At 43.4% G+C, this 13,976-nt stretch carries 9 protein-coding genes; 1 reads left to right on the forward strand and 8 read right to left on the reverse strand.

Going from position 1 to position 13,976, the window contains the following annotated elements; translation table 11 throughout:
- Positions 1–55: 55 nt before the first annotated feature.
- The 3 genes from MHN81_RS12775 to glmU form a co-directional block, all read right to left on the reverse strand.
- Entirely contained in the window at positions 56–2,185 is a 2,130-nt protein-coding gene (locus tag MHN81_RS12775; RefSeq protein ID WP_023398947.1) for a peptidase domain-containing ABC transporter, read from the reverse strand.
- A gap of 28 nt (positions 2,186–2,213) precedes the next feature.
- Positions 2,214–3,458 carry an HlyD family efflux transporter periplasmic adaptor subunit gene (locus tag MHN81_RS12780; protein ID WP_023398946.1) on the reverse strand — a complete coding sequence of 415 codons (1,245 nt, stop codon included), beginning with the start codon at positions 3,456–3,458 and terminating at the stop codon, positions 2,214–2,216.
- Between the two features lie 134 nt (positions 3,459–3,592).
- On the reverse strand, positions 3,593–4,954 hold the full coding sequence (glmU, locus tag MHN81_RS12785; RefSeq protein ID WP_023398945.1) for a bifunctional UDP-N-acetylglucosamine diphosphorylase/glucosamine-1-phosphate N-acetyltransferase GlmU: 1,362 nt from the start codon (positions 4,952–4,954) through the stop codon (positions 3,593–3,595).
- A gap of 824 nt (positions 4,955–5,778) precedes the next feature.
- On the opposite strand from glmU, the gene MHN81_RS12790 reads away from it, so the two are divergent.
- Positions 5,779–5,973, forward strand: coding sequence for a hypothetical protein (locus MHN81_RS12790; protein WP_023398944.1), 195 nt, complete (start codon positions 5,779–5,781; stop codon positions 5,971–5,973).
- 164 nt (positions 5,974–6,137) lie between these two features.
- Here the strand turns inward: MHN81_RS12790 and MHN81_RS12795 are convergent, their stop codons facing one another.
- The 5 genes from MHN81_RS12795 to MHN81_RS12815 all read right to left on the reverse strand — a co-directional run bounded on the left by MHN81_RS12795 (position 6,138) and on the right by MHN81_RS12815 (position 13,765).
- A complete protein-coding gene (locus tag MHN81_RS12795; RefSeq protein ID WP_239425902.1) occupies positions 6,138–9,227 on the reverse strand; it encodes an efflux RND transporter permease subunit in 3,090 nt (1,029 codons plus the stop codon).
- Positions 9,224–10,318, reverse strand: coding sequence for an efflux RND transporter periplasmic adaptor subunit (locus tag MHN81_RS12800; protein WP_023398942.1), 1,095 nt, complete (start codon positions 10,316–10,318; stop codon positions 9,224–9,226). Before MHN81_RS12800 ends, MHN81_RS12795 begins: the two co-directional genes overlap by 4 nt.
- 141 nt (positions 10,319–10,459) lie before the next feature.
- Positions 10,460–11,758, reverse strand: a complete 1,299-nt coding sequence (locus MHN81_RS12805; RefSeq protein WP_023398941.1) for a CapA family protein — start codon at positions 11,756–11,758, stop codon at positions 10,460–10,462.
- Positions 11,745–13,010, reverse strand: a complete 1,266-nt coding sequence (locus MHN81_RS12810; RefSeq protein WP_239425904.1) for an MFS transporter — start codon at positions 13,008–13,010, stop codon at positions 11,745–11,747. The genes MHN81_RS12805 and MHN81_RS12810 overlap by 14 nt, the downstream gene beginning before the upstream one ends.
- A complete protein-coding gene (locus MHN81_RS12815) occupies positions 13,007–13,765 on the reverse strand; it encodes a class I SAM-dependent methyltransferase (protein ID WP_023398939.1) in 759 nt (252 codons plus the stop codon). The genes MHN81_RS12810 and MHN81_RS12815 overlap by 4 nt, the downstream gene beginning before the upstream one ends.
- Positions 13,766–13,976 lie beyond the last annotated feature (211 nt).

Consider the following 13,976-nt stretch of genomic DNA (forward strand, 5'->3'; position numbering starts at 1 on the left):
GGTTGTCACCTATACACTATGCTAGCTGGGTATAGGTGATCTTCGTAAAAACAGGCTACTCGTTTTGTGCCTCAAGCTCTTCAGCGTGTACTTTTTGCAGTCGGATTTCCCTATCTGCTGAAGCAATCGTCTCTTTTCGGTGCGCAATGATCACCCGAGTCATATCTAGGCGACTAACCGCTTCGTTGATATCTGACTCTAAAGACGTATCTAGGTGACTTGTCGCCTCATCCATAAAGAGAATTTTGGGTTGCTTATACAATGCACGCGCTAAAATAATACGTTGCTTTTGACCACCGGATAGCGATGACCCCATATCACCGATCAAGCTGTCATAACCCATCGGCATTTGACTGATATCATCATGAATTGCGGCAAGTTGTGCACAGTACACGACACGTTCCATATCAATTGGCGTATCAAAGAACGCAATATTGTCTGCGACCGAACCTGACAGTAACTCATCATCTTGCATCACCGCTGCGATCTGCTGACGATATTGACGCGCCCCTATTTGCTCAATCGGCACATCGTCAATCAAGACATCACCACTTTTAGCCTGATTCAAGCCAAGCATAATTTTAAGCAGCGTTGATTTACCACAGCCAGATGGGCCGGTGATGGCCACTGACTCACCAGGTGCGATATCTAAACTTAACTTGTGTAAGACGTCAGGTGTTGCATCTGAGTATGCAAAACAAATATTTTTCAGCTCAATTTTACCTTCGACGGCATGTTTTTTAAGTTGCTCAGGCTGCAAGGTTTCTTTGTCAGTCAAGGCGATATCTGCGATACGGTCAAAGTGCAACCCAACCATTTTAAACTCGATAAGCTTTTCGATGAGATTGGCGGTCTTGTCCATAAATTGACGTTTATAAGACATAAACGCAAAAAGCATCCCGGTACTAAATCCCCCTTCTAATACTAGGTGTGCAGCCAAATAAACCACAAGGATGTTTTCAATACCAAAGAGTGCACGGTTAATGGCATCGTAACCAATTTGGAAATTGCCCAGACGAATACTTTGGTTAATTGCATTGGCATAGCGGTTTTGCCACTGTCCTTCACGCTTCACTTCAGAGCCAAATAGCTTGATTGTTTGGATCCCGCGCACGGTTTCCATGAAGTTGGAGTTTTCCTCCGCTCGCGCCATGATCTCTTGCTCACTGATATTTCTAAATGGCTTATACATGGCGATCCGTACAAGCGCATAGGCAATCACGGCGGTCAGTACAACCACCGACAATGTGGGACTGTAAAAGAAGATCATCGCCAATGTGATAATGGCCATTAAGCCATCTATAATGGCTTCGATTACACCTGTCGTCAGTATCTGTTTTACCTGTTGCAGTGAACCAAAACGTGATACCACATCCCCCATATGCCGTTTCTCAAAATAAGAGATAGGTAAACGTACTAAGTGATGAAATAAGTTGGCACCCAACTGAATATTCATTTGGTTACCGAAGTGCAGCAGCGTAAAACCACGCAGCGCATTGGTGGCAATTTCAAACACCAGTACGAGGAAAAAGCCTGTCGCCAACACCGTTAAGAGGTTGGTATCTCCTGTCAAAACCACATCATCGATGACGAGCTGAATATAATAGGGGGCGGCAAGGGTAAATACCTGCAACAAAATTGACAGCAAAAATATCAATAATAGAGAGCGTTTTAGGCCGGTGATCCGACTCCAGAAGTCGGCAAACCTTAAACTGGGTTTCTTTTCTTGTTTTTCAAAGCTCTTTGTCGGTGTCAGTTCAAGCGCAACACCCGTGAAGTGCTTTGACGCCTCTTCAAGAGTAAAAGTTTTTTCGCCCGACGCGGGGTCATGGATCACAATGCGCTTTTCATTGGCTTTTTTAAGCACCACAAAGTGGTTCATATCCCAATGTAAAATACACGGTGTTTGTAGCGCATCGAGGTCTTCTAATTCAATGCGCAAAGGTCGAGAACTGAGTTCCAGTTGCTCTGCAAAATGCATGATATCGAGCAGCGTTGCGCCTTCAATAGAAATACTGAACTTTTGTCTCAGTGTTGTTAGATCACTGTGGTAACCGTGATACGCAGCAACCATTGCCAGACTTGCTAAGCCACACTCTGCCGCCTCTGATTGCAAAATGACCGGCAGCGAATTCCTTGACCAAAACTGTAATTTTTGTACCGGTGAGTTATCTTCCTGGTGCATATAAAGCCTTTTATTATCGTTATTGCAGCTATAGCTGTCCTTTAATACTAAATACCGGATCAAACAACCAACGTAGCAGTGATCGCTCTTCGATAATGATATCTGCGTCCAGCATCATGCCAGCTCGCAGTGGTGTCGACTTACCATATGCCTGTATACTTTGCTCAGATAGCGTCACTATGACACGATAAGCTGGCTCACTTATCATGCCTGGAATAATGGCTTCTTCAGGTAAAATCAATGAGTTACTAATTTGTTTTATTTCCCCACCATAAATTCCAAACTTTTCGTATGGGAAGGCGTGATAACGTAATTTAGCTTCTTGTCCCGACTCTATAAAACCAAAGGCTGAAGTAGGCACATAAATAACCGCTTGCATCTGACTGTTTTCAGGGATCACACTGAGCAAACGCTCTCCGGTGACTACATTTTTACCCACTTTGGCTAATAACCCTGTCACGACACCCGCTTTTGGTGCTCTTAGTTCACCTAAACGCTGCTGCTCGACTGATGAAAGTTGGATTTCCATGTCTGCACGCTGAGAATTCAACTGATTAATACGTTCAGCATGTTGCAACGGTAGTTTTTCTAATTGCGTATCGTATTGCTCTATTTGCGCCTGTAGACTCAATTTTTCAGAGCGAATACTAGATGATTGCTGTTGCAGCGATAATAAGGTGTCTTTTTGTCTTTGCAGTTCCAGCTCTGAAATATATCCAGTGCCTTTCAAGGTACTGATTTGACCTACCATTTGCTCATTTAACTCCAATCGCTTAGTAAATGTCTGCGACTGATGGTTTAATTCAACTAGGCGTTTTTGTGCTGTTGTTTTTTGCTGCTCTAACTCGGTCAAATCAAGGCGGTATTGTTGCTCTTGTTGGGCTATTAAACGCTCAATATTTTTCAATTGAAATGAATATTGATTGAGTAGCGTTTGATTGAGTTCTAGTGCTTGAGTGCTGTGTTTGGCAGATGCAATACGCACGATGGGCTGATTGGCAGCAACAAGCTGTCCCTCTTCAACCAAGACTTCTGCAATGATCCCTTCCTGTGAAGCAACCATGCTCAATACCCCAGTATTGGGTTCTAAAACGCCAGTAACCCGCTCTTTACGGGCATAACTTCCTAAAGTTAGGTAAATAATGCTGACGATCACTACAAATAAGATCAGAAAGGTGAGTGTTTTAAACACAGGTGGCTGAACTAAGCTCACAGCTCCTTCTAATCGGTGTCGCTTGTTCTCAAGTACTTCTTTGCGAAAGAGATTTTCCATAATAACTTGTACACCCGAATTAATTGTTTTTATTGTTAAATATTAATTAACCCCTAAGCTAATGTATCACTTTAGAATCCAGAAAGGAATCTGGTACAAAAAAAGGGAAATAAATTCCCCTTTCTATCTTATCGCTACGATTTCTTTACCGGCCTTTGCCAACCAGAAATATTTCGTTGCTTACTTCGCGCAACAGCCAACTGTTCGTCTTGCACCTTGGTTGTTATCACGGAGCCTGCAGCAACAGTAGCTTGCGCACCAATAGTAACAGGGGCAACCAAGGACGAGTTCGAACCAATAAATGCGCCATCGCCAATGATTGTTTGTGATTTATTCACACCATCATAATTGCAGGTAATTGTACCTGCACCAATATTCACTTTCTCGCCAACTTGTGTATCGCCAAGGTAAGTAAAGTGGTTAGCTTTTGACCCCGACCCAAGTCGCGACTTTTTCATCTCGACAAAATTACCAACATGGGCATTTTCTTCCATCACAGCACCAGGGCGTAATCGCGCAAATGGACCAAGTGTGCAATTGGCTTTGACCTGTGCTTCCTCGACAACTGAGTTGGCTTTAATTTCTACACCATCGCCAATCGTACAGTCTTTTAACACACAGTTAGGACCGATGCGCACTTCATTACCAATGACCACTTTACCTTCAAAAATGACATTCACGTCAATTTCGACGTCTTCACCTGTAGTCACTTCACCACGTACATCAATGCGTGCCGGATCAGCCAAACTGGCCCCGTTAATCATCAACTCGATTGCTTGGCGCGCCTGATACGCACGTTCTAAAGCAGCCAACTGAACACGATTATTAGCACCTTCAACTTCCATCTCATCATCTGGCTGTGCTGAGTTGATCTCAACGCCTTCATGATGTGCCATTGCCACAATATCTGTGAGGTAATACTCACCTTGAGCATTATTGTTAGATAGCTGACCAAGCCATTTTTTCAACAGCCCACCATTGGCAGCCATAATCCCAGTGTTGATCTCTTGGATCTTAAGTTGTTCTTGTGAAGCATCTTTTTGCTCTACAATACCGACTAACTTGCCGTTTTCTCGGACCATTCGTCCATAACCGGTTGGGTTATCTAGCGTCACCGTCAGCACAGCTAAACCGGCTTTGGGCGTCACAGCCAACAGCTTCTCTAAAGTAGACTGCTTCGTCAGTGGTACGTCACCATACAAAACCAGCACTGTGTCATCATCACCAATATACTCTTTGGCAACAGCCACTGCGTGACCCGTACCTAATTGCTCTTCTTGCAATACCCAGTTCACCTGATTATGAGATAAACGTGCTTTTAGCTGCTCACCACCATGACCATAAACTAGGTTGGTAGCCTTAGCACCAAGCGCTGTTGCATTGTCTATTACATGCTGAACCATCGGCTTGCCAGCAATAGAATGTAAAACTTTAGGTAACTTAGAGCGCATACGAGTGCCTTTACCCGCAGCTAGAATAACTGTATTTAATGCCATCAGTGGTGAATCCTTTTTTGAACTTAAGATTTCTTCACTCATACCTCTCACTTTAAGGTTGTCACTCCGTGTGCCCAACCAAACTCAATCGCAGGGTGAAATATCGTTCAGAAATTATTGCCGATATTTTAACTCGATTTATCAAGATTGATAGTCATAAAGATAAGTTACGTCAAAGAATTGATATAAAATGGTGAGCAAAATCGCCACACATTCTATCAACCATGCAAAATGCGCATGGCCTGATATTACGTGAGACTCAGCTCTTACAGCTTTATCAATTCTTCATAGATAACCACGTGATGGCCCTAACTTTATTGATCAAATCATGTGCTTTGTACACCTGTAATAACTAACGGCTTTTTTCAAATTAAAAACTCAGTATTATTTACCTCATTGAAATAACAGAGGTTCTGTTATAGCAAATGCAGACATCTTAGATTGCTGTAATCTGCTGCTGCCACCCTAGGAGCACAGCATATAGCAACAAAAGAGCAGCATAATAATAAGAAAAGAGCGTCAACTTAAGACAAGGACACAAGCTCTCGCGATATGTCATTCAAGGATTGAATGAGTAAGGAAGCTATTTCGTCTCAGCTTTGCATCATGGCAAAGCTGATAATTTAGTACTGAGTGTCCTAATAGGCTTCGCAAGGAAGCAAGGCCTTTTTATCTCATTGTCATCACTCAAATCACCACCCTATGTTTGCCTGTGTATATGGAAAAAATAGGCGTCTTTTATACCTGTAAGAACGGTCAGTTAAATTCCTGATACACCTCATATACAGTTAGGTTAATTAATAACCAATAGCAGGAATACAACAATGAAACTAACATTGAAAAAGCATCAGCTCAAAGCCCTTTCTAAAAAAGCTAGCCTACCCATTAATGTCACAGATCAAATTGGTGGCGGAACAGATTGTCCGTCATTTGGTGGTGGTGGCGCTTGTCGTGTTAACAAGATTCACGGTGATGATTTGTGTTTTTCTCTCGGCAACGGTGCATGTCCTGCACACTAATTGTCGTCGCATTAGGCCAGCCGGCCGCACCTAGCCGGCCGCACCCTTGCAGTCGCGGTTTGAAGCACGCTCCAAACCGCCTGCCATTTACACGAGCGAATTCAAACAGCATTTAACCCCGCACAGCACACATTCGGTACTACTTTTACTCTTTTTATCAGAAATTATTGTTGTACCACCTGTTTAATATTCACTGTTTCATCAATATTTGCATTGGCAAACCAAGGCATCGATAACAGGGCTGCCATAAACTGCATGCCAAGTATTGCATTAATCGTCATTCCCCCGACAATCACAGCACCTAACCCGCGATAAATTTCAGCGCCCTCAGCAGGGCTAAGTAACAATGGCAGCATACCGAGAATACTGGTTCCCGTACTCATATATATTGGTCGTCTACGGTTTTTAATCGCACATATAATCGATTGTGATTGCGCTAAACCATTTGCGCGGCCAATACGCACTTGCTCTGCAATCAAAATTGCATTATTGATGACCAGACCAAGCAAGATAATAAAGCCAATCATGGTGATCATATCTAGGCTTTGCCCATAGATAATATCGACCCCATTGAGTGCCAAAACACCACCAAATAAAGCCATAGGTAAACTCAATAAAACAGCTAACGCAAGCTGCCAAGATTTAAGTGTTAACCACAGCAACACGCTTAACACGGCCAACGCACACAAAATTAGCAACAAAAATTCTCGCAGAAATATACTGAGGTTATCTGCACTCCCTTGGAACGCGACCAATACCGTCTGCTGCGGATCAAGCTGCTTTAACTGCGTTTTTACACTCGCCTTAATTTGTTCCACAAATGGGCCAACGGCCACCCCTTCGGGCGGCTCTATTGCCAACGCAACAGCCTGTTCGCCATTCACCCTAAGCCACTCAGACGGTACCTTAACCATTTGTGTTGTGACTAACTGATGCAGGTATACCAAGCCATGATCGGGCACCAAAATGGCGGTGTTTAATAAGCTATCGACATCCTTAACCTGTTCGCCACTCAAATACATAGGTAAGGATGCACCTTGCGTATAATAATGACCTAAATACATTCCATCAGTCAGCGTGACCAAATAATTATTCAGTGTCGCTCTGGTTAAACCTAAACGAGCAAGCGCGTTCGGTCGCACTGTAAACTCAATGCGTGTCATATGATTAGACAAAGGCGACTTCTCTGTTATTTTGGCAAGCGGATATAAACTTCTAAGCTGTGACAGTAAAGTTTGTCCCATCGATTGCAATTCAGGCAATGCAGCTCCGGACAATTGCAGTTCAATAGTGCGGTTATCCGGTAAGGCGAAATTCAATAACTTAGCCTGCATTACATAACTGACAGTGCCAGGTAAATCGGCCAAAATATCTGTTTTTAGCCAGTGCCTAAAACGACTCATATCCCAATCATCACTGGGATAGAAGTACAACTGACAAAGCTGAGTATTACAAAACATGCCATATGCACCGTATTGTGGCGCGAGCTTTTTTTGTTGCGCGTGCAACAAACGCGCTTGAATTTTTTGCGCGATTTGCAGCTCAGCAGCTTGGCTTGATAGCGGCGCTTCAAACACCACCACGGCGTTGACTTTCTTTTGTTTGGGGCTTGGGAGGACATCAAAATCAGGCAGCCACATCACACTCAGCACTGTGGCCAAGGGTAACCCCACTAACAATACACCGTAGCGCACCCCTGAGTGATTTACTGGCGCACTATGCCATCGTACATTGACCATATTGTGAGTCGTATTGAGCGCGGGTCGCGGACGTAACGAATATCGAGCCACCGCAGGCAACACCACCAGCGCAACGATAACTGAAGCCAACAGCGCATTGGACACAGTAAAAGCCAAATCAACAAACAATTGTGCTTCTACCGACTCCATCATTACCATAGGTATGAACACCAGAATACTTGATAGCGTCGAGGAAACAATGGCACCTCGAACTTCTCGAGTCCCCTGTGCGATTGCCATATGAACAGCCTTGCCTGAGCCTAGATGACGATTTATATTCTCAATTACAATTATGGCTGCATCCAATAGCAAACCGGTTGACAATGCCATGCCAGCCAAAGAGATTACATTGAGACTAAAATCTCCTATTTTCATCCCCAATATAACCAGAGATAAACACACTGGCACGGCAAGCATTATCAAGCCGACAGACCTTAAATCACCAAAGAATAACACCAACATCATACCTGCCAGCGCAATGCCAAGTAATAAGTTGCCATAGACTTGAAGCAAAGCAGAATTAATAGATTTTGCGTCATCACGGCTCAAGGACAATTGCATGCCATAGCGTGGCAAAACACCGTCATTGAGCTGCTCAAAAACCGCTTTTACTTCTGCCATGGTGGCCAATGAGTCAATATTGGCACTAGGCTCAAGGGTAAAATAAAATGCCCGCTTGCCTTTAAACGCCGCATAACCCCATGGCGATGCAGGCTGGCGTACTATCTTTGCAATTTCGTGTAACTGGATCACATGCCCCTGACGTACAGCGATATTCACATTACCCAGTTCTTCTAACGGTACTTGCCCGTTAAAATGCAAACTGTAGTCATGGGAACCAATTACCAATTGACCACCTGATTGATCTTTTAATGCAGTCAATGCCGCGGCAATGTCTTCAGTAGTTAAGCCCAGTTGGGTTAATTGCTTCGGCTGAAATCGAATATCAATGCGTTGCTCAGTACTATTAAAGCCGGTTTCAATACGTGCAACCCCCTGAACCTTAGCCAGTGCCGGCTCTATAATTTTCTCCATCACATGAATATAGTCTTGTTTGGTGTGATTCTGTTCGCCATACAACATAGCCGAAGCGAGGGTCAAATTCGCGCCAGATGACTGGTTGATCACACGTGGAGGTAGCACTTGCGTTGGCCAATTTGGCACCTGATTAATTTGCGATAAGACCTCGAGATACAATTGATCCAAATCGCTCCTAGGATGAAAAAATAGCTCAGTGGCAGCAAAGCTTTCTGAAACCACAGACTCGATCCGACTCAAACCATTTAAACTTCGCAATTGTTGTTCCAAAGGCGTCACCAGCGTTTGCTCTATTTCATCGGCCCCCTTCCCCTGCCAGCTGGTATGCAAAGTTATCCGGGGTTTTTCAATAGGTGGGAGCAAAGCGCTTTTAAGCGAAAAAACCTGATAGCCAGCAATCACAATAGACATCAGTGCCAAACACAAAATGACTCGGTTCACCTGCTCAGATTGGATAAAGGACCGTGGTGTTGTCATAGCTGGTCAGTTTCCCATCGAGCCTGAGTTAAGGTCCCTGAATTCCATTCAGATACCTTTACAAGATCTTGCTCAGTCAAGCCTTGTTTTCCTACCGTCACGACTTTTTCCCCCACTTGGAGCGCAGATCTGACAACCACCTGATCGCGCAGGTGAAACACCACCTCAGCTTTGATCCGTTCAACATGGGCACTGTTGGTTAAACGCCAAACAAATTGATTTGATGAGTCTATTTGTAATGCATCGTGCGGGATTTGAGTTAAACTATCCTGCTCCATGCTGACGTCAACTTTTATACTTTCCCCTACCAGCAATCCAACCTCAGCCGACATATCGTATCCGAGCACAAAATTCACCACTTGCTTGTCTTCGGACGATATTTTACTGCCACGCAGAAAGTGCATCGCATTCAGTCCTTCAGCGTTAAACATCGCGTACTTTAAACCTTGGCTTCCTCCTATTGCCTGATATGCGTGCATCGGCATATCGCAACTCAGCTCTTGGGCTTGTTGCGGCTCAATGATAGCTAACAGCTCCCCTTGGCTAAGAAATTGCCCTGGCTGTGCATCAATTTGGATGATCTGCCCTGAAATAGGCGCAGTATGGCTAAGTTTTTCAAGTTTATGTGTGGCCACTGATATTTGTGATTCAAGTCGATGTTTTGCCAACTGTGCAGCTTTAACCTTGTTTGCTCTGAGCATCAGTTGCTGTTCAGAAGTATGATCTCGGCTTAAATTCTGAAGCCGTTGATACTCGCTTTGTTCGAGTTGATAGGTTAACTTGGCTGTTTGTAAATCTAATTCTAGAAGCTCTTTTTGTTTAGCAAGGTAATAAGCGTCTTGCAGTGCAATGACCTCTCCCTGCTCGACATAACTACCATTGGGCTTAATCCACTTGAGCTGCGCTTCGCTGTGACTGGTAATGTGGAATTTATGAAGTGCTCGGGCATGGCACCAAAGTGGTATTGCAGCTCCCTGTTGCCAATCCTTTACCTCTGCGACCATCACCAGCTTTTCTGCATAAGCATTAAAAGAAATCAACACACTTAGTATCAATAAACTAAATAAATGTGTAAGTGGTCGTTGAGTCATGATATTCCCTCAGTCTTATCTTCCCAGCACACTTAAAATTTAACATAAAATAAACATATGAAGTAACTGAAATATTTAACAGGAATGGCATCGCTCAGATATAAAAAGATGGCGCAGCAACGCCACCTTTACTATTGATATTTATATTGAATAAATTAGGTGATCGTCGCCAAACTGTAATTCTGTTCCCAGCTGGCGAGAAAGCTGCACAAATGTTTCTAAACTCGCTAGGCTTGAACTCAACCTCGGTGTACCCAGAGTATGCCTGTGTTCCCCTTCGCCCAGATCACACGGATAAATCTTAAGACTCGTCATCTTGCCATGTTCAAATTCACAAACAGGTAAGAATGAAGTCCAATATTCACGGTGCTTTTTATACCCTTTGCTACCATTGCCATCGAGCCGATTCAGTACATCTGTCACGCGATTCTCATGTTTTAAGCCAAGTAGCTCATACATCTCCCAAGGTTGCTTGGTCACGGTCAAGTTGTGGAAAATAAAATTGCCTAATCCATAGAAGATCGGACAGCCCTGATACACTTCCATACCTCGGTTGTGGTGCGGGCCGTGACCAAGAAAAATGTGCGCGCCTCGCTCAATGCACTGGCGAGCAAAATGCTGCAAAAACTCTGGGGGAGTGTGTGCATCGCCCAACTTCATCTGGTGAGAGTGCAAGCTCACCATAACTAGATCACTCTGACTCTTTGCCTCGTCAATTGACTGGAAGATACGCTCGACATCTTGGGCATTGAGTGTATGGATACTTTTACTTTCTGCTCCTTGCTGAAAATCATAGTCACCAAAATAAAAGACCTGATCCGGATCGTCACTAATGAGGCTGCCTTTTTGCGCCGCATAAGCCAATTCGGCGTTAATATCTGTAGATTGCGCTATCTGTTTCAACACGGCTAATGCATCGGCAGATATTTGATGTACGGTTTCCACTCTCAGAGGGTTTAAACCTGGACGCCCTGACAGATCTGGCGTTTGTTCACCGGCGCGATTATGGTCATGAAAAGTTGTCGTAGCAGCAACCATCGCCACTCGCCCCCCTAGTGTTTCAAGGTAGGTCGGCGCAGCAGCTTCTCTGAGATTATTTCCCGCACCGGCCACCTTAAATCCCCGCTCGACAAGGTGCTTTGTCGTCATCTGCAACCCTGCATGCGAATAATCCATAATGTGGTTATTGGCTAAAGACAAGGTATTAATGCCTAGCGCAGATAAATTATCTAAAGTACGGTAATGAGTTTGAGCCCATGTCCCGCCGGAGCTGGCTGCAGGAAACAGTATATTCGTCGTGTCACATAAGGTGGACTCAAAGTTACAAAACCGCACATCAGCTTGTTTAAAAAACTCAGCCAAGTGCTCAAACTCAGTGCTTTTGGGCAGATCTCTGTTGATAAAACAGTCACCAGCAGCAATGACATTAATTTTTGACATTCTCAGATCTCCCAATCCAATCCGTTCGGTTTGTCACTGTTTTGATTATGATGTACACACTTAAACAGCACGCAGAAAATAAAAAGAATAAAGTAAGCGCCTGAAGTGCAACTAACTTAAGGGCTATCGCAACCCCCAGCAGTGCCAGAGGCGTACAGATGTATGCCATAGAAACGATAAACCCCATCACCACACCAGTTGCATCCACAGGGATCATTTCTTGTAAGCGGGTTGTTAGGTGAATACTTAACGAGCTAGATATCATACCAACTAAAAATAACCCAAGCCCAACACCGACCGAATTGCTTGCAGCATACAACAATAAAAACGCGCCACACATAATGAGTATCTGCAAATCCTCAATACAAAAACCAAGAATCTTTTTGTTATATACTTTGCTAGAAATTAACACACCAAAAAATAAGCCAAGACCTAAGATAAAGAATAGATAACCAATCCAATTAATTTCCATGCCTAATATATCTACCGCCAAAAATGGCATTAACGCGGGTATAGGCGCAACAAATATATTCAACATAAAAACCAATAAAATAATAGATTTAATTCCACTGTACTGTGGGTTATTTAATATTTCACCAATCCCTGAAAAAACGTCTTTCAGACTCAACTTTTTCTGCTCATTGGCTTTGTTGTCTTGCTCTAGCGAGCGCGATATCTTTGATTCACTCCAGGCTGATGCAATGAAACTAAGTCCATTCGCTAGGTACAGCGCACCAAAACTCACAACCGTAATAAAAAAGCCACCAATTGCATGACCGATAGGAGCAGAAATGCGATTTGAAAACTCATACCAAGCATGCCCATCACACAACTCATCCTTCGTAACAGTGAGTTTGATAAGCTTTAACGTGGCTGGTTTGTGTAAAGACTGGCAAACCCCAATCCCAATCGTAATTAAGATTAACGCCATCAATAACCATTGCTTGTCAAACAAGTCCGAAAATATAAACAGTGCGCCCAGTAGCACGGCCAGTACACCCGATATAAGATCGCCAAAAATAACCATCTTTCTACTTGAGCCACGATCCACCAAAGCGCCGCCAAATAACCCCATTAATGCAATCGGTAACGATGCCGCGATTAAATAAAGTGGGATCGCAGAGGTATATTCAGGGTGTGACTTCAGCCACGCCAGTGAGGCTATCAAATGTAATTGACTGCCGATAAAGCTGACCAAGCTACCTTGCCACAACAAGAAAAAGTTTTTCTTTTTGATGATATCTGCATTCATGATGCCGCTCTTTGTTTGGTTAGGGTGATCACCAAATCATCCTCTCCAGGCAAGCCATCAAATGATGTTTGTACATTAGAAATAGACAGTTGATGCTTGTCACACATTGACTGAACAAACTGCTCATCAATGATATTGGTAGTCATCTGATAGTATTCAGACTCATGGGTTTCACTATCAATAAAGCAGAAGAATTTGGTGTAGCCAGTATCAGAATGCTTTTCAGCCCACGCAAGAATGGTTACGTTACGGCCAGAAGGAAATGTTTTGGTGGTACGGTATGTCTTTTCAAACTTGCTAATGTACTCTTCGTTCCACTTTTTAGTACTTATATGAAATACAAATTTACCGCTATCCGTTAAATTATCTCTGATTTTGGCAAAAAACTGATCATAAGAGTCAAAACTTACCATTGGCAACGAGTCATAGGGAAATAAGATGCAATCTGATACACGCAAGTTTTCACATGTTTCAAATAGGTCATATGAAATATCAATGAACTTAGTTTGCTTTGAGAGTGGCTCTAGATAACGAGCTGATGACTCACAAGGTTCAACCAGTAAAAGCTTACTCGGTTGCTGTTCAACTAAATGTTTTGTGATGAAACCTTGCCCTGCACCAATTTCAATCACCGAATCCCCTTTGCTGATCTGCCCTTTCCAGAAATCTAACTCGCCTGGCAACGGGTGTCTGGTAAGTTGGTAATACTCGTTGAGCATACTGCCCCAATCACCTTGTGCTTTTTCCTCAATCATATTTTCCTCCTTAATAAAAGATAGGGCTGAGGTGTTCAACACCTCAGGCCACTACAATAATAACAATTAGTCGATGATGATTACGCGCTCTACCATGACAGCCTCCAAGTTATAATTTGTTTTAATATTCATTGTGTTAGTCCTTTTTTGTACTGTTCGTACTTAGTCGATGATGATTACGCGCTCTACCATGACAGCCTCCAAGTTGTAA

It is taken from the genome of Pseudoalteromonas sp. Of7M-16 (assembly GCF_022347805.1).
GTDB lineage: Bacteria > Pseudomonadota > Gammaproteobacteria > Enterobacterales > Alteromonadaceae > Pseudoalteromonas > Pseudoalteromonas luteoviolacea_F.